Source organism: Bradyrhizobium sp. SZCCHNS3002 (genome assembly GCF_032377435.1).
In the GTDB taxonomy this organism is placed as follows: domain Bacteria; phylum Pseudomonadota; class Alphaproteobacteria; order Rhizobiales; family Xanthobacteraceae; genus Bradyrhizobium.
The window spans coordinates 79,639-97,425 of sequence record NZ_JAUHHY010000017.1 but is presented as its reverse complement, the minus strand read 5'-3'; the positions used below and the strand labels follow the sequence as shown (position 1 = coordinate 97,425).

Annotated in this window: 14 protein-coding genes; 9 read left to right on the top strand and 5 right to left on the bottom strand. The window is 67.7% G+C overall.

The window, feature by feature from the left end; translation table 11 throughout:
* Positions 1–111 precede the first annotated feature (111 nt).
* The 7 genes from QW845_RS28970 (at position 112) to QW845_RS28940 (ending at position 9,584) form a co-directional block, all read left to right on the top strand.
* Complete coding sequence (locus QW845_RS28970; protein ID WP_315804913.1) at positions 112–2,577, top strand: PAS domain S-box protein; 2,466 nt, start codon at positions 112–114, stop codon at positions 2,575–2,577.
* Between the two features lie 115 nt (positions 2,578–2,692).
* Entirely contained in the window at positions 2,693–4,138 is a 1,446-nt protein-coding gene (locus QW845_RS28965; protein ID WP_315804912.1) for a HAMP domain-containing sensor histidine kinase, read from the top strand.
* Positions 4,123–5,481, top strand: coding sequence for a sigma-54 dependent transcriptional regulator (locus QW845_RS28960; protein WP_315804911.1), 1,359 nt, complete (start codon positions 4,123–4,125; stop codon positions 5,479–5,481). The genes QW845_RS28965 and QW845_RS28960 overlap by 16 nt, the downstream gene beginning before the upstream one ends.
* 111 nt (positions 5,482–5,592) lie before the next feature.
* Entirely contained in the window at positions 5,593–6,294 is a 702-nt protein-coding gene (locus tag QW845_RS28955) for a hypothetical protein (RefSeq protein ID WP_315804965.1), read from the top strand.
* 45 nt (positions 6,295–6,339) lie between these two features.
* A complete protein-coding gene (locus QW845_RS28950) occupies positions 6,340–6,993 on the top strand; it encodes a hypothetical protein (protein WP_315804910.1) in 654 nt (217 codons plus the stop codon).
* Between the two features lie 40 nt (positions 6,994–7,033).
* Positions 7,034–8,308 carry an MFS transporter gene (locus tag QW845_RS28945; RefSeq protein WP_315804909.1) on the top strand — a complete coding sequence of 425 codons (1,275 nt, stop codon included), beginning with the start codon at positions 7,034–7,036 and terminating at the stop codon, positions 8,306–8,308.
* Positions 8,309–8,330: 22 nt separating this feature from the next.
* Entirely contained in the window at positions 8,331–9,584 is a 1,254-nt protein-coding gene (locus QW845_RS28940) for an arsenic transporter (RefSeq protein ID WP_315804908.1), read from the top strand.
* Positions 9,585–9,597: 13 nt separating this feature from the next.
* On the opposite strand, the gene QW845_RS28935 is transcribed toward QW845_RS28940, so the two are convergent.
* Positions 9,598–10,092, bottom strand: a complete 495-nt coding sequence (locus QW845_RS28935) for a ferritin-like domain-containing protein (protein ID WP_315804907.1) — start codon at positions 10,090–10,092, stop codon at positions 9,598–9,600.
* A gap of 204 nt (positions 10,093–10,296) precedes the next feature.
* Between QW845_RS28935 and QW845_RS28930 the strand changes: the two genes are divergently transcribed.
* The gene (locus QW845_RS28930) at positions 10,297–12,150 is read left to right on the top strand and encodes an alkaline phosphatase family protein (RefSeq protein WP_315804906.1); all 1,854 of its coding nucleotides are present in this window, start codon (positions 10,297–10,299) and stop codon (positions 12,148–12,150) included.
* A 188-nt stretch (positions 12,151–12,338) separates the two neighbouring features.
* Here the strand turns inward: QW845_RS28930 and QW845_RS28925 are convergent, their stop codons facing one another.
* Together QW845_RS28925 and QW845_RS28920 are read right to left on the bottom strand one after the other, a co-directional pair.
* Positions 12,339–13,463: a S1C family serine protease gene (locus QW845_RS28925; protein WP_315804905.1), complete on the bottom strand. Its 1,125-nt coding sequence runs from the start codon at positions 13,461–13,463 to the stop codon at positions 12,339–12,341.
* A 172-nt stretch (positions 13,464–13,635) separates the two neighbouring features.
* Positions 13,636–14,205, bottom strand: coding sequence for a hypothetical protein (locus QW845_RS28920; protein WP_315804904.1), 570 nt, complete (start codon positions 14,203–14,205; stop codon positions 13,636–13,638).
* A gap of 364 nt (positions 14,206–14,569) precedes the next feature.
* Here QW845_RS28920 and QW845_RS28915 point away from each other — a divergent pair, with 364 nt between their 5' ends.
* The gene (locus QW845_RS28915; protein WP_315804903.1) at positions 14,570–15,229 is read left to right on the top strand and encodes a peroxiredoxin; all 660 of its coding nucleotides are present in this window, start codon (positions 14,570–14,572) and stop codon (positions 15,227–15,229) included.
* Positions 15,230–15,337: 108 nt separating this feature from the next.
* Here QW845_RS28915 and QW845_RS28910 read toward each other — a convergent pair whose 3' ends face one another.
* Positions 15,338–15,739, bottom strand: coding sequence for a DUF2177 family protein (locus QW845_RS28910; protein WP_315804902.1), 402 nt, complete (start codon positions 15,737–15,739; stop codon positions 15,338–15,340).
* Between the two features lie 58 nt (positions 15,740–15,797).
* Positions 15,798–17,786, bottom strand: a complete 1,989-nt coding sequence (locus QW845_RS28905; RefSeq protein ID WP_315804901.1) for a DEAD/DEAH box helicase — start codon at positions 17,784–17,786, stop codon at positions 15,798–15,800.
* Between the last annotated feature and the right edge of the window lies 1 nt (position 17,787).

The following is a 17,787-nucleotide window of genomic DNA, read 5'->3' as shown; positions in this document are numbered from 1 at the left end:
CCCGCCTTAATCTCTGCCCAGTTTGCTTTCCTTGAACCCAATGTCGCCACGCTTCCGAACACCCGCGGTGGAATTCTCGGACGACTGCTCGCCACACCAGTACAGGTCAGCATGAACAGCGCGGATGCGCCTAGAGACGAAGTAAGGCCGGAGGCTGCCGCCGACGCGTTGCGCCAGCATATCGAGGAGATCGCCCGCGATCGCGATCAGGCCTATCGCGCGCTGCAGGAACGCGAGGCGGAGCTCGCGCGCATCCAGCGCATCGCCCGGGTCGGCGGCGTCGAGGTCGACCTGCGCGAGGGCTACCGCAACCGCCGCTCCCCCGAATACCTGATCATTCACGGCCTGCCGCCGGAGGCCGTCCACGAGACTCACGAGGACTGGGTCAGGCGCGTCCATCCCGATGACCGCGTCAAGGCCGAGCAGGACTTCATTGCCGCGGTCAAGAGCGAGCAGGAGGACTACACCACCGAATACCGCATCATCCGTCCCAGCGACGGCGAGATCCGCTGGGTCCGCGTCATCGCCCGCATCGAGCGTGACTGGAACGGCCGTGCGATCCGTCTGGTCGGCGCGCATATCGATGTCACCGACCAGATGCTGGCGCAGGCCGAGCTGCGCGAGAGCGAGGAACGCTTCCGGCTGATCGCCGACAGCGCGCCGGTGCCGATCTGGGTGACGAAGCTCGACCGCACCCGCTCCTTCGTCAATCGCGCCTATATCGATTTCCTCGGCCTGCCCCCTGACGAGGCGCTGGCCTTCGACTGGCGCAAGGTGCTGCATCCCGAGGACCTTCCGCGCATCCTCGCGCAGCAGCAGTCGGGAGAGTGCTCGCTGAAGCCGTTCTTCCTCGAGGCGCGCTACCGGCGCGCCGACGGGGAATGGCGCTGGCTGCGATCGGAATCGCAGCCACGCTGGGATGCGAACGGCAAACATGTCGGCTTCATCGGCGTCGCTCACGACGTCACCGCCGCCAAGCAGGCCGAGATCGAGCTGCGCCGCGTCAACGAGACCCTCGAAGAGCGTATCAGGGAGCGCACCGCCCAACTCGAGGCCAATGAAGCGCGCATGCGCGCGATCTTCGACACCAGCAATCAGTATCAGGCCATCCTCGACGTCGAGGGCCGCGTGATGCATGCCAACCGCATCGCGGTCGCCGGCATGCGCGCCGGTGAAGTGAACGTCATCGGCCAGCCGCTCTGGGATGCGCCCTGGTTCACCCATACGCCGGGCGTGACCGAGATGCTGCGCAAGGCGTTCGCCCGCGTTCTCGCCGGCGAAAGCTTCCGGACCGAGATGCGGCTCGACTTCGCCAGCGGCCAGCGACATTTCGAGCTGTCGATGCGGCCGCTGTTCGACCAGCATGACGTGGTCACCGGCGCGGTCGCCGAGGCCGTCGACGTCACCGAGCGCATCCAGGGCGAGGAGCTGCTGCGGCAGTCGCAGAAGATGGAGGCGGTCGGCCAGCTCACCGGCGGCGTCGCCCACGACTTCAACAACCTGCTCACCATCATCCGCTCGGCCACCGACTTCCTGCGCCGCCGCGATCTTCCCGAGGAGCGGCGCCGGCGCTATGTCGACGCGATCTCGGAGACGGTGGAGCGCGCCTCGAAGCTGACCGCGCAGCTCCTGGCCTTCGCCCGGCGGCAACCCTTGACGCCGCAGGTGTTCAATGTCGGCGAGCAGGTCGAGAACGTCGTGCAACTGATCCGTCCTCTCGTCGGCAGCCGCATCCAGATCGAGCTCGCGGTCACGGACAGCGGGCTGTTCACCCTCGCCGACGTCGCGCAATTCCAGACTGCGCTGATCAATCTCGCCGTCAATGCGCGCGACGCCATGAACGGTGAAGGTCATCTGCAGATCGGCGTGCAGCGAACCGAGAGCATTCCGGCCTTGCGCGGCCAGAGCCCCCGCCCCGGGGCCTTCATCGCGATCTCGGTCACCGACACCGGCGGCGGCATCGCGCCTCAACATCTCAACGCGATCTTCGAACCGTTCTTCACCACCAAGGAGGTCGGCAAGGGCACGGGTCTCGGCCTCAGCCAGGCGTTCGGCTTCGCCAAGCAGTCCGAAGGCGACATCGCGGTCGACAGCCGCATCGGCCACGGCGCGACCTTCACGATCTATCTGCCACAAGCCACGGCAACGGAATCCGGCACGGAAGCGGGTGCCGCGCGCATCGAGCCGGCGACCATCGGGCGCGGCTACCGCGTGCTCGTGGTCGAGGACAATGACGAGGTGGGGCAGTTCTCGACCGAGCTGCTCGAGGATCTCGGCTATGTGACGCGCCGCGTCGCCAACGGCGCCGATGCGCTGGCGATCCTGGCAAACGATGAGTTCGCCGTCGATCTCGTGTTCTCCGACGTCATCATGCCCGGCATCAACGGCCTCGAGCTTGCCGGCATCATCCGCGACCGCTATCCCGGCCTGCCGGTGGTGCTGACATCCGGCTACAGCCACGTGCTGGCGGAAAATGCCCATCACGGCTTCGAGCTGATCAAGAAGCCCTATTCGGTGGAATCGCTGTCGCGCATCCTGCGCAAGGCGATGGCCGAGAAGGCGCCGCTGCCGCGCTGAGCCGGCATCGGAACCAACATTGCCGATCGGACGTTCTGTTCCGCAATGAGGTGCCGTGAACCGCGTCCGCGCGTCGCGCCGCACTCGGTCATCCGATGTCATTGCGGACCATTTGATGCGCTCCCTTCGCTCGCGGCTGTCGGCGCTCTGGCTCATGCTGGCAGTTTCCGGCGCGGCGACGGCGTATCTTCTTGTCGAGTCGTTCCAGCAGTCGAACGACGCCCGCGTGGCGCGCGCGCAGGACCTGGTCACGCGCGGCTGCCGCGACATCGCCGACCGCTATCAGTTCTTCGTCTCGGGCTGGCGCGGCGCGCCGGTCGACGACAGCCTGAAGCAGGACCTCATCCCGCTGCTGCAGTCCGCCTTGGCCGCGACGCCCGGCGTCGAAGGCGGCATCTGGCAGACGGAGACCGGGTCGCTGGCCTACGCCTATCCGACCTACGAAGGCACCGGACCCAAGACCGACCTGCCGGCCGCCGAGCTCAGCGTGATCAAGCAGATCAACAGCGACGCGCAGCGCAGCGGCCGCCCCTTCACGACAAAGAATGCCGGACGGTCGCAGACCCTGATCGTTCATGCCTGCCCGTTGCGCGGTCCGCTCCAGAACGTCACCGCCTGGACCATGACCCGCGCCGCCGCGGCCGAAGGTCCGGCCTACATGCATCTTCTGATCGGACTGATCGTGCTGGCGGCGACGCTGCTCGGTTCGGCGATCTGGCTGGCCTGGATCCTGGTGTCGTGGTCACGCCGCATCGCCATGATCGAGACGGCGCTGGGCGAGCCGACGGACAATGCCGACCTGCCGCAACTGCCGCACACCGGCGCCCGCGAACTCGACCGCCTCGTCGACGCCGTCAACGATGCCGGCCATCGCCTCTCGGCGGAGCGCATGCGCGCAACCGCCGCCGAGCGCCTCGCAGCCGTCGGCCGGCTGTCGGCCACGCTCGCCCACGAGATCCGCAATCCGATCGCGGCGATGCGCCTGAAGGCGGAGAACGCGCTCGCCTCTCCCGACCCTGCGCGCAAGGCCGGCGCGCTCGAAGCGATCCTGCAGCAGGTGGCGCGGCTCGACGCGCTGCTGCGCGATCTCCTGGCGATGACCCAGGCGAGCCAGCCGAAGACCCGTCCCGTCGAGCTCGACGACTTCCTGCAGGCCACGATCGAAGCGCACCGCGATGTTGCCGCGCGCCACGGCCAGTCGCTCCGCGCCGTCGCGCCCTCCTCCGCGCGGTGCTGCTTCGATCCCGCGCAGCTGCAGCGCGCGCTCGACAATCTGATCCTCAATGCGATCCAGAACACGCCCGAGGGCGGCGAGATCGTCGTCGCAGCCGAGATCGCCGATGGACGCCTGCTGTTTCGCGTCACCGACAGCGGCCCGGGCATCGCCCCCGGCATCAGGGATCGCCTGTTCGAGCCGTTCGTCAGCACCCGCGCCGACGGCACCGGGCTTGGACTTGCCATCGTGCGCGAGATCGCGCGCGCCCATCATGGCGATGCGCAACTCGCCCCTGTCAGCACCGGCACCAGCTTCGAGATCTCCCTGCCATGGCAACCATCCTAATCGTCGACGACGATGCGGCGCTACGCGACGGGCTGGCGGAGACGCTGACCGATCTCGGCCACGAGGCGATCACGGCGGCCTCCGGCCGCGAAGCGACCGGCATGGTGTCTCCCGCGACCGATGCCGTGCTGCTCGACCTGCGCATGCCGGGGCTCGACGGCATCGAGACCTTGCGCCGCATCCGCGCCGATGGCGATGCGCCTCCGGTGATCGTGCTGACCGCCTATGCCAGCCCTGAGAACACGATCGAGGCGATGCGGCTCGGCGCGTTCGATCATCTGGTGAAGCCGATCGGCCGCGAGGCGCTGCGCGAGCTGATCGCGCGGCTGCCGCCGCGCCGGTCTCAGCAGCAGGACACGGCCTCCGCCGACGACAGCGGACTGATCGGCACCAGCGAGGCGATGCGCCGGGTGCAGAAGACGATCGGCCGCGCCGCCGATGCCGACGCGACGGTGCTGATCCGCGGCGAGACCGGCACCGGCAAGGAGCTGGTCGCGCGCGCGCTTCATGTCCACAGCCGGCGCAGCGCGTCTCCATTCATTGCCGTCAACTGTGCCGCAATCCCACGCGATCTGCTCGAGAGCGAATTGTTCGGCCACGTCAAAGGATCGTTCACCGGCGCCAGCTCCGACCGCGCCGGCGCCTTCCGCGATGCCGGGTCGGGCACCCTCTTCCTCGACGAGATCGGCGACATGCCGCCGTCGATGCAGGCCAAGATCCTCCGCGCCCTGCAGGAGCGCGTCATCACGCCGGTCGGCGGCAAGCCGGTCAAGGTGTCGGCCCGCGTCGTCGCGGCCACGCATCGCGATCTCGCCAGGCTGGTCGCGAGCGGCGCCTTCCGCGAGGATCTGTACTACCGCCTCAACGTGATCCCGATCGAGCTGCCGCCGCTGCGCGAGCGCGCCCAGGACATCCTGCCGCTGGCCGGCCATTTCGTGGCGCTGGCGTCGGAGGGACGGCCGCGCCCGCAACTGACCGACGCGGCCATCGACAAGCTCGCTCATGCGCCCTGGCCCGGCAATGTCCGCGAGTTGCGCAACGTGATCGAACGCGCCTGCGTGCTGACGCAAGGAGCCCTGATCGACGCCGACGATCTCGACATCACCGACGCGCCGCATGACGAGGAGACGGAGACTTCGACGGACCTGCCGGCGGCGGTGGCGCGGCTGGAAGAGCGCCTGATCCGCCGCGCGCTGGCGGCGTGCGGCGGCAACCGCACCGAAGCGGCGCGACAGCTCAAGATCAACCGGCAACTGCTCTACACCAAGATGCAGCGCTACGGTCTGGGTGACGAGCAGGCGTCAGGAAATCCGACGCGCGCCGTCGGGAAAGACGACGCCTAGCGCCCCAGCCTTCATGCAACCCATTGATTTGTCGTCGTCCGGCACTTGGCACGGCCGTTGCGAACCATCTTGCGTCACCCCTGCCAAAGGAGTTCCAGGATGACGCGAAAGATGACGCCGATCATGGCCGCGCTGATGCTCGCCGCAGCGGGCTGCGGCATGACTGCGGCCAGCGCCCAGGCACCACTGTCCCCGCCGGATGCGACGTGGGATGCATCGCAGCTTCCGGAGACACGCGGGATCGTCAAGCAATACACGCTGACGCCGCGCGGCGATGTCGACGGACTGATTCTCAACGACGGCACCGAGGTGCAGCTGCCGCCGCATCTGACGGCTCAGGTCGTGTTCACGATCCGGCCGGGCGACGGCGTCTCGATCCGCGGCCTGCGCGCCCGCGCGCTGCCGCTGGTCGACGCGGCCTCGATCACCAACATCGCGACCGGCAAGACCGTCGTGGACGACGGTCCGCCCGACCGCCCCGGCCGGCACGGCGCCGACCAGACGGTCAGCGGACGGATCGCCACGGTGCTGCACGGCAAGCGCGGCGAGGTCAACGGCGCGGTGCTCGATGACGGCACGTCGCTCCGCCTGCCGCCGCCCGAAGCCGAACGGCTGGCCGACTGGCTGCATCCCGGACAGACGATCTCGGTGCGCGGCGACCTGCTCGAGACCGCCCTCGGCAAGCTCGTCGACGTCAAGGCCATCGGCACCTCGCCGGATCAGATGACGGAAATCGACGGTCCGCGCCCGCCACGCGGCCCGAGGGGCGGCCCCGACCGTCTCGGCCCGCCGCCGCCTCCGCCGCGCGGCTGATCTCTTTCCTTTCGATCAAAAATAAACGCACCACAGGAGACGAACATGCATTGGATCGATCCCGAGAGCCTGCCGCTCGTGAACGGCGTGCTCGAACGCTTCGTGCTCAACCCGCATGGCGAGGTCGACGGCTTCGTCATGCGGGCGGGCGACACGGACATCCTCGTCCATACGCCGCCGCATATGGCGGCGGAGCTGACGCGCCACATCAAGGCGGGCGATGCAGTCGGCGCGCGGGGCGTGAAGCCGCGCGGGGCGCAACTGCTCGCGGCGGTCGCCGTATCGGCTGAAGATGGCCGGCAAATCATCGACCACGGCCCGGACGAGGAGCGTGAGCATCCCAAGCACGACCATCACAGGATGGACGTGGAAGGCAAGGTGCGACTGTCGCTGTTCGGCCCGAAGGGCGAGCTGCGCGGCGCGCTGCTGACCGACGGCACCGTCGTGCGCGTCGGGCCGAAGGAAGCCACGGAGATTGCCGGGCTGCTCGCGCCGAAAGCGACGCTGGCGGTTCGTGGCGACGGCATCGACACGCGCTTCGGCCGGGTCATCCACGCCCGCGAGGCGGGCCCGGACCTGAAGAGTCTCGCGCCGCTCAAGCACGGCCCCAAGAAGGGCCCCGAGCATGGTCCCAAGAATGGATCGAAGCACGGGCCGAAGCACAAGCACGGGCCCAAGCACGATCACGCGCCCGCGTGATCGCCCGCACAGACGCGACGAGGGACCGAGGCCCGAGAGCATGTCACAGGATGAGACCACCACGCGCCGGGCGCGCCGCGCGCTCGACGCCGCGAATTTCTTCCTGGCCGACGTGCGCGACGGCCTCGGGCCCTATCTCGCGATCTATCTCCTGACCGAGCAGAAATGGGACGAGGCCTCGATCGGCGTGGTGATGTCGCTGGCGACGATCGCCGGCATCGTCGCGCAGACGCCGGCCGGCGCGCTGGTCGACGCGACCAGGGCAAAGCGGCTGGTCATGATCGTTGCCGCGATCATCGTCACGGCGGCGTCGCTGCTGCTGCCGCTGATGACGAGCTTCTGGCCGGTCGCGATCTCGCAGAGCATCGCCAATGCCGCCGGCGTGATCTTCGCCCCGGCGATTGCGGCTGTGTCGCTCGGGATCGTCGGCGCCAAGGCCTTCACGGCGCGCGTCGGCCGCAACGAGACCTTCAACCATGCCGGCAATGCGGTCGGCGCCGTGATCGCCGGCGCCGCCGCCTATGCGCTCGGGCCGTCGGCGGTGTTCTACCTGATGGCGGTCACGTCGATCGGCAGCCTCGTCAGCGTGCTCGCGATCCCCGAGCGCGCCATCGACCACGACGCCGCGCGCGGACTGGCGCACCAGGCGGACGGCAATCGCGCGGAACAGAGCGAGCAGCCGTCGGGCCTGGGCATTCTCCTGACCTGCCGTCCGCTCCTGATCTTCGCGATCTGTGTCGCGCTGTTTCACCTCGCCAACGCAGCCATGCTGCCGCTGGTCGGCCAGAAGCTGGCGCTGCAGGACAAGAATCTCGGCACCAGCCTGATGTCGGCCTGCATCGCCGCCGCCCAGCTCGTGATGGTGCCGATGGCGCTCCTGGTCGGCGCCCGCGCCGACCGCTGGGGTCACAAGCGCTTCTTCCTGGCGGCGCTGCTGATCCTGCCGCTGCGCGCGGTGCTCTATACGCTGTCCGACGACAAGGCCTGGCTGGTCGGCGTGCAGTTGCTGGACGGCGTCGGCGCCGGCATCTTCGGCGCGATCATGCCGGTCATCGTCGCCGACCTGATGCGCGGCACCGGCCGCTTCAACGTCGCCCAGGGCGCGGTCATCACGGCGCAGAGCATTGGCGGAGCGCTGTCGACCGCGCTCGCCGGCCTGGTCGTGGTCCATGGCGGCTACAGCGCCGCATTCCTGGCGCTCGGCGCGGCTGCCGCCCTCGCCGTGATCGTGTGCTGGCTGCTGCTCCCCGAGACCGGTGGAGCAGAGGCCGCCCTCCCGAACGCGGCGCCCTCGCCCGCTATCCCCGCCGAATGATTTGCTCTATCGATCCCCGATCATGTCCCTGCACGATACCTGGCTCGCCTACGCCATCATCATTCCCGCCATCGCCGGCGTCATCATCCGCCCCTTTCGGCTGCCCGAGGCCGTGTGGGCCGCCGCCGGCGCGATCCTGCTGGTCGCGCTCGGCCTGCTGCCACCAGCCGATGCGCTCACCGGCATCCGCAAGGGCGTCGACGTCTATCTGTTCCTGATCGGGATGATGCTGATCGCCGAGCTGGCGCGCCGCGAGGGCCTGTTCGACTATCTCGCGGCCTATGCCGTGGAGCATGCGCGCGGCTCGCCGCAGCTGCTGTTCCTGCTGGTCTATGCGGTCGGCACCCTGGTCACGGTGCTGCTCTCCAACGATGCCACGGCGATCGTGCTGACGCCGGCGGTCTATGCCGCGACGCGCGCCGCCGGCGCCTCGCCGCTGCCGTATCTCTACGTCTGTGCCTTCATCGCCAATGCCGCGAGCTTCGTGCTGCCGATCTCCAACCCGGCCAATCTCGTCGTGTTCGGCGAACGCATGCCGCATCTCACCGAATGGCTGCGCCAGTTCACCCTGCCCTCGATGGCCGCGATCGCCCTCACCTACGTCGCGCTGTGGTTGACCCAGCGCCGCGCGTTGCGGGAGGAGACGCTGCGCACCGATGTCGAGAAGCCGCATCTCAGCCGCGAAGGCCGGCTCGCCGCGTTCGGGATCGGCGCCATCGCAGCCGTGCTGCTGACCGCCTCGGCGCTCGACGTTCAGCTCGGCCTGCCGACCTTCGTCTGCGGCGTGGTCACAGCGGCCGCGATCCTGCTCGTCGGCCGGCAGTCGCCATGGCCGGTGATCAAGGGCATCTCATGGGCCGTGCTGCCGCTGGTCGGCGGCCTGTTCGTGATGGTGGAAGGTCTGAGCCGCGTTGGTGCGATCGGCCAGCTCAGCGTCTGGCTGCACCAGGGCGTGACGTCGTCGCCGCACGGCACGGCGTGGGCCGCGGGCCTGATCACCGCGGTCGCCGACAACATCGCCAACAATCTCCCGGTCGGCCTGGTCGCGGGCTCCGTCGCCAGCAGCGATCACCTGCCGCATGGGGTCATCCGGGCGATCCTGATAGGGGTCGATCTCGGCCCGAACATCTCGGTGACAGGCTCGCTTGCCACCATCCTTTGGCTCACGGCGTTGCGGCGCGAGAAGATCGAGGTGACGGCCTGGCAGTTCCTGAAGGTCGGACTCGTGGCGACGCCGCCCGCGCTGATCGCAGCGCTGGCGGCGGCCATGTGGTAAAGACGACCGAGGCTTATGCGGCCGCCTCGTAGTTGACCGCGGTCTCAGCGATCTTGGTCAGCGACTCGTCGGTCTTGCGCTCTTCATTCAGCGTCTGATCGAGCAGCTTGGCGGCCTTCGGCAGGTTGAGCTTGAGCGCCCAGGCCTTCAGGGTGCCGTAGCGCGACATCTCGTAGTGCTCGACCGCCTGCGCTGCAGCAAGAAGGCCTGCGTCGAGCGCCTGCGTCCCCTTGTACTCGTCCATGATCTCCTTGCCCTCGTCGATGATGCCCTCGATCGCATCGCACTTCTTGCCGCGGGCAGGCTTGCCGATCAGCTCGAAAATCTGCTCGAGCCGCTCGATCTGGCCTTCGGTCTCCTCCTGATGCTTCTCGAACGCCGCCGCCAGCTTCTCCGACTGCGCCGCCTTGGCCATCTTCGGCAGCGTCTTCAGGATCTGCTTCTCGGCGTAGTAGATGTCCTTGAGGGTATCGAGGAAAAGCTCGTTGAGGTCTTTGTCTGCAGCCATGGTGTGCTCCCTGAATTGTGTGAGCCGACAACCGGAAAGCCACACCCTGGTTCCTACCGCGGACTACCGCTCGACGAAAATCCTGTCCGGAGCGGTGCCGATCGGGCGCGAGCCCCTTGTAACAAAACTGTCACCCGGCAAAACTAAAGCTCTTCCCTGCGGCGAGACGCCGCGATTCCGCCGATTGCTTTTCAGGAGTTTTCAATGCGCCGCCCGCTCGTGCTGCTGTGCGCCGGACTGACCCTGCTGTCGTCCAATGCCGCTTTTGCGCAGAACGCCACGCCCCATAACCTGATCCTGTTCATTCCCGACGGCCTGCGCGCGCTGAAGGTGACGCCGGAGACGGCGCCGGCCATGGCCGCTGTTCGCGACAAGGGCGTCAACTTCAAGAACTCGCACTCGCTGTTTCCGACCTTCACCATGGCCAATGGCTCGGCCATGGCGACCGGCCATTATCTCGGCGACACCGGCACGTTCTCCAACACGATCTTCACCGGCTACACCTCGGCGCCGGCCGGCGACACCGTCGTGCCCTTCATCGAGAACGACGCCGTGCTCGGCGACATCGACGAGCATTTCAACGGCGACTACCTCAACGAGGACACCATTCTGAAGCTCGCCCGCAAGGCCGGTTATTCGACCGCCGCGATCGGCAAGCTCGGCCCGACCTATCTGTTCGACCACACCGGCTGCCCCTGCAAGCCGGGCGCCAGTTCCTCGATCGTGGTCGACGACTCCACCGGCAACAAGAATGGCGTGCCGGTGACCGACGAGGTCAAGGACGCCCTGACCAAGGCGGGCTTGGCGCTGGCAACGCCGTCGCGCGGCGACAACGGCAAGGCGGGCGACGCCAAGACGCCGGGCACGACCTCGGCCAACGTCGCGCAACAGGCCTACATGGTCGACGTCGCCACCAAGGCGGTGCTGCCGATGTTCAAGGCCCGCAACAAGCCGTTCGTGCTGGTGTTCTGGTCGCGCGACCCGGACGGCAGCCAGCACAATCACGGCGACAGCTTGAACACCATCACGCCGGGCATCAATGGCCCGACCTCGATGGCCGGCATCAAGAACGCCGACGACAATCTGGCAGCGCTGCGCAAGGCGCTCGACGATCTCGGCCTGGCCGACTCGACCAACATCATGGTCCAGGCTGACCACGGCTTCTCGACCATCTCCAAGGAGAGCAAAACGAGTCCCTCCGCCAAGGTCAGCTATGATGACACGCCGAAGGAGTTCCTGCCGATGGGCTTCCTGGCGCTCGACCTCGCCAAGGCGCTCGACCTGCCGCTGTTCGACCCGAACGACAAGAACGCGGCGGTGCCCGAGGGCAAGCACCCGAAGGCCGGCAATGGCGTGCTCGGCAAGGACCCGGCCAGGCCCGATCTCGTCGTCGCCACCAATGGCGGCTCCGACTTGATCTATTTGCCCAACAACGACAGGAAGCTCGCCCGCCGCACCGTCAAGGCGCTGCTGGCGCAGGACTACATCTCCGGCATCTTCGTCGACGACAAGCTCGGCGAGATCCCGGGCACCTTGCCGCTGTCGCAGATCAACCTGCAGGGCAAGGCGGTGACGCCGCATCCGGCGATCGTGGTCAACTTCCGCACCTATGTCGCGCCGGGTTGCGACCAGCCGTCCAACTGCCAGGTCGAGGTCGCCGACACCGTGCTGCGCCAGGGCCAGGGCATGCACGGCTCGTTCGGCCGCGGCGATACCTACAACTTCATGGCGGCCATCGGTCCGGACTTCAAGGCGGGCTTCGTCGATCCGCTGCCCGTCAGCAACGCCGATGTCGGCGCCACCGCCGCCAGGCTGCTCGACCTCAAGGTCGCTCCGAAGGGCAGACTGATCGGCCGCGTCATGACCGAGGCGATGCCGAACGGCGCGACGCCCAAGGCTGTGTCGGACGTCGTCAAGTCGGACCCGGGAGCGGGCGGCCTGCGCACCGTGCTGAAGCTGCAGCGCGTCGGCCAGCAGCGCTATTTCGACGCCGCCGGCTTCCCCGGCCGCACGGTCGGCCTGGACGACGAGGCGCCGAAGCAGAAGGCCGCGAAGTAGTCAGTCGATCGCCAGTACTTCCATGCGATCACCGAAGTGCCCCGCGAAAGCGGGACACTCCTGTTTCGATCAAACGCGATGCCTTAGCCCGGGTGAGCGCAGCGATACCCGGGGACACTTTTCCCGCATGTCGCTTCGCTCATGCGGGCTACGGCTATCTCCTCGCCGACGGAGTGTGGTCCACTTACTCACCGCGCGACGTCCAGCGTCACCCGAACCTCGACGGTCTTGCCGCCGCGGAGCACGCGCAGCACCACCCGATCGCCCGGAGCCTTGTTCTCCAGCGCGCGCGTCATGTCCTCGGGCGACCCCACCGCCTGCCCGTCGATCGCCAGCACGACGTCACCGAGTGCGAAGCCGCCGTCGCGGGTCAGCCGCGCCGGGATCAGTCCGGCTTTCTCGGCCGCCGAATCCTGCTCGACATCGAGCACGAACACGCCGGACAGGCCGAGCCGCGCCGACAGCGCCTCGTTGGCCTTTGGATCGGTGCGGATGCCAAGGCTCGGGGTGACGTAGCGGCCGCTCGCGATCAGGCGCGGCACGACCCGGTTGACCCTGTCGACGGGCACGGCGAAGCCGATACCGGCAGAGGCGCCCGAGGGGCTGTAAATCGCGGTGTTGACGCCGATCAGCCGTCCCGCGCTGTCGAGCAGCGGGCCGCCGGAATTGCCCGGATTGATCGCGGCATCGGTCTGGATCAGTCCGTTCAGGGTGCGGTCCTGCGTGACCTGAAGGTTGCGATTGAGCGCCGAGACGATGCCGGTGGTGAGCGTGCTGCTGAGGCCGAACGGATTGCCGATCGCGAACACTTTCTGCCCGACCTTGAGGTCGGCGCTGGTGCCGAGCGGCAGCGGCTTCGGCCGGTCGACGCCGACGCCGATCACGAGCACCGCCAGATCGTTCTCCGGACTGGCGCCGACCAGCGCGGCGCGGAACGAGCGTCCGTCGGTCAGGCTGACCAGCGCCTCGGTCGCTCCTTCGATGACGTGATAGTTGGTGACGACGTGGCCGAGGTCGTCCCACACGAAGCCCGAGCCGGTGCCGGAGCGCTCCTGCTGCGAATTGCCGGTCCACGGGTTGACCGATTGTTGAACGGTCGTGATGAAGACGACCGAGCCGCTGCGGCTCTCGAACAGCGCGATCGTGCTCTTCTCGTCGGCGGCGAGATCGCCGCGCGGCGTGATCTCGCGGGGCTTGGCGCGCATCCCGAGCAGCTCGGCCTGGATCAGCGGAAAGGTCTGCCAGGCCATCATGAGCAGCAGCGCCGTCGCCGCCACCGCGAACAGACGCGCGGCGAAGCTCCATCGGCTCATCTCGACATTCTCCGTGTTCGGTCGCATCATCGCCGATTGATTCACCGGCCGGGCGGCGCCATCAAGAGCCGTGATGCGATCGCCGCCGGTCAAAAAGACCGGTCAAAACGAAAAGAGCGCGATGAGATCATCGCGCTCGTCGAACTCATGCGGCTGGATGAACGCGAGGCGCCTACATCCCGATGTCGATCATCGAGGGCAGTTGCGCCAGCGGCAGCACGGTGACGCCGACCAGGGTCGCGACCATCGCCATCAGCGCGCGGTTGCCCTGGCGCTTGCCGCGCATCTGCTTGGCGACCCATTCCAGCGCATCGGTGCGAATGCCCCGCGCATTGATCGGAGCCCAGCTCTCGATCGCGGTCTCCGGCGACAGCGCCACGCTGCGCGGCGGCACGGGCAGGCCGGAGGCGGCCGCGGTGTGATGCGCCACCGCCTTGGCGAGCAGATCCTCGAAACGGCCGTCGTCCTTGCGCTCGGTCGCGGCGGCATCGATCGCGAACAGCGCCTCGGCCTCGGCGCGGCTGACCGGCGCGTCGTTGATCGCGGCGGCGCTCAGAATGCGCGCGCACCAGGCCGCGTCATCGGCATCGAGCACGCGGGAGAAATGCACGCGTCCCGCGGTGGTCGGCCCCTCGCCGGTGATCACGCCGTCGCGCACGATGCCGAGCGCGAGAGCAGCGGTCTCACAGGAGGACGGTTCGAGACCATCGATGCCGATGGTTTTTGGTGCAGAGGTAGCCATGTTCTCTTCTCAGTTGCTGTGTTGACCCACCTTGTCGGCGCCCGTCTGAACGAGTGGTTAACGGTTCGAAACGGTGCTGTGGGTTTTTGTATCGGTTGCCGATTTGCCGCAGTGACCTCGATCACGGTTCAAACCGTGGGGCCTCAGGGGGCGGCGTGTTGCGACCGCCAGATGGCGAAATCTGGGCAACCGGCCATCTCACGGATGTTTCGCCGCAGCCCAGGAACTCAAAAGAAGTTGTTGGCCCCGTGAGCTTTGGAGCAATTATCTTCTCTTTTCCGTCAGCCGGTTCCCTTTCGCGGCGGTATTTCCTATAGTGTTTGGAAGATTTATTCCCACCACCTGCAATGAATTGAGGACTGCCATGGCTCTCCAGATCGGCTCCACTGCCCCGGATTTCGAGGCAGACACCACCGAAGGCAAGATCAAATTCCACGACTGGATCGGCGACAGCTGGGCACTCTTGTTCTCGCATCCGAAGGATTTCACCCCGGTGTGCACCACCGAGCTCGGCGCGCTCGCCCGGCTGAAGCCGGAGTTCGACAAGCGCGGCGTCAAGCTGATGGGCCTGTCGGTCGACCCGGTCGACAACCACGCCAAATGGTCGGAGGACATCCGCGAGACGCAAGGCGCGGCGCCGAACTATCCGATGATCGGCGACACCGACTACAACGTCTCGAAGCTCTATGACATGCTGCCGGCGGCGATCTCCGGGGATCCGTCCAAGCGCAGCGCGGCCGACAACCAGACCGTCCGCAACGTCTTCATCATCGGCCCGGACAAGAAGATCAAGCTGATCCTGGTCTACCCGATGACCACCGGGCGCAACTTCCAGGAAATTCTCCGCGTCATCGATTCGCTGCAGCTCACGTCGAAGCACCGCGTCGCCACCCCCGCCGACTGGAAGCAGGGCGAGGACGTCATCATCGCCGGCTCGGTGTCCGACGACGAGGCCAAGACGATCTATCCGAACGGCTGGAAGGCGCCGAAGCCCTATCTGCGCGTGGTGCCGCAGCCGAAGTGAGGCCGGCAACCGACGTTTGACGACGTCATCCCGGGACGCCTCGCAGAGGCGGACCCGGGATTTCGATTGACCCGGCCTCGACTCGGAGCGCTTCGGGCCGATGCCCTTTCAGCCCCGCGGCGTCGCCCAGTCGGCGATCAGCAACCCCACCGTCGCCGATACCGCCGTGACGAACACGCCCCAGCTGATGTCGACCGCCACCACCGTCCAGGTCCACTGCTTGAGCATCGCGAGCGAGGTCAGCTCGAAGGTCGCGTAGCAGAACAGCCCGAACAGCGCGCCATAGAGCAAGGTCGAGCGCCAAGTCGCATCAAGCGGGCCGCTGACGAAGATCAGAACGCCCACGACATAGAGCAGATAGAATAGCACCGCCGGCACGGGACGAATCTCGCCGAGCATCTCGCCGACCTGCGACTGGAAGAAGCCCTTGGCGACGATGCTCAGGAACGGGATGTCGAAGCCGAGCAGCACGGCCAGGGTTGCAAAATACAGGACGGCGTAGCGGCTCAAGGACGGCTCCTCCTTCACGTTTCACGCACTGCCGTCGGCGCGGGATCGGCCGGTGCCGTCAGCCGCGACGCTTGGTCTTGGGCTTCTTTCCACCAGGCGCCTTCGACCGTGGGCTATGAGACGGAAACGCCGGTCCGCCACGGCTGGACTTGTCGCCGTGCTTCTTTTTCTTCGTGAACGCCTGGGCATGGCCGGACTTCGACGGCGGAGCGTCATGATGTGCCCTGCTCCGCGGCGGAGCTTCCTTGTCCCGGCGAGGCTGATCGCGATGCAGCGGATGGTAGGCGCTTTCCTCTGCCTGGCGCCGTGGCTCGGCCTCGCGCCGCGCCGCCCGCTTCTCCGGACGCGGTTTGTCGGCGGCCCCCTGCCCCGACGGCGCAGCCGCCAGCGGCTCGATGCGGATCGTATCCTCCTTGTCGGGACGGCGGATGTTGGCGGCGAAGGCGTCCGCGACCCGCGCGGCGATCTCGAACTCCGTCGTGGTATCCGAGATCTTGATGGTGCCGATGTCGTGCTTGTCGATGCCGCCGCGACGGCAGATCATCGGCAGCAGCCAGCGTGCCTCCGCATTCTTCCTGCGCCCGATCGCCGCCCGGAACCAGACGCTCGGCTCGCCCATGCCGTGGCGCGCCGACGGCTTCCCGGTCTTCGTTCGGGGCGACGGTGGCCGCTCCTCGCCGCGCGCCGGCCGGGCGGTGTCGCGACCACGATCCTGGCGCGGGCGGCCGCGGTCCTGGCCCGGATCCAGAATGTCCTCCGGCGACGGCAGCCGCGCGCGATAGAGCCGCGCCAATGCGGCGGCGATGTCCTCGGCCGACCGCTCCGCCAGCAGCGCTTGCGCGAGCGCCAGATCCTCCGCCGTCGTCTCCTCGGTGAACACCTGGTCGTGCAGCATGCGCTCCTGATCGAGCTTGCGGATCTCATCAGCTTGCGGCGCTGCGCCCCACGCGGCCTCGATGCCGGCGAGGTTCAGCAGCGTTTCCGCCCGCCGCCGCCGCGCCGGCGGCACCAGCAGCACGCTGACGCCCTTGCGGCCGGCGCGGCCGGTGCGACCCGAGCGATGCTGCATCACCTCGGGATCGTTCGGCAGCTCGGCATGGATGACGAGATCGAGATTGGCGAGATCGATGCCGCGCGCCGCGACGTCGGTCGCCACGCACACCCGCGAGCGGCCGTCGCGAAGCGACTGCAGCGCCATCGTGCGCTCGTTCTGCGTCAGCTCACCCGACAGCGCGACGACGGAAAAGCCGCGCTCCAGCAGCGCCGCCTGCAGATGCCGCACCGCCTCGCGCGTGTTGCAGAACACGATTGCGCTCGGCGACTCGTAGAAGCGCAGCACGTTGACGACCGCATGCTCGACATCGTCGGCGGCGATGCGGATGGCGCGGTACTCGATGTCGGCATGCCCGCCTTCATCGCCCTCGACCTCGATCCGGAACGCGTCGTCCTGATACTGCTTCGCCAGCGCCACGATGCCGCGCGGAAAGGTCGCCGAGAACAGCAGGGTCCGGCGCGTCTCCGGCGTGGTCTCGAGAATGAACTCCATGTCCTCGCGAAAGCCGAGATTGAGCATCTCGTCGGCCTCGTCGAGCACCACGGCCTTCAATTCCGAGATATCGAGCCGCCCGCGCCGCAGATGATCGCAGAGACGCCCGGGCGTACCGACCACGATATGGGCGCCCGCCTCGAGCTCGCGCTGCTCGCGGCGCGGATCCATGCCGCCGACGCAGGAGACAACGCGCGCGCCAGCGTGCTGATAGAGCCAGCCGAGCTCGCGCTGGACCTGCAGCGCCAGCTCGCGCGTCGGCGCCACGATCAGCGCCAGCGGCGCGGCCGCCGGCGCGAACCGTTCGGCGTCACCCAACAGATTCGCCGCCATCGCCAGTCCATAGGCGACGGTCTTGCCAGACCCCGTTTGGGCCGACACCAGGAGGTCGCGATCGGCGGCGTCGTCCGCGAGCACCGCGAGCTGGACGGGCGTGGGAGTCTCATAGTTGCGCTCGGCCAGGGCGCGGGCGAGCGGCGGATGGGTCGCGGGAAAGGGCAAT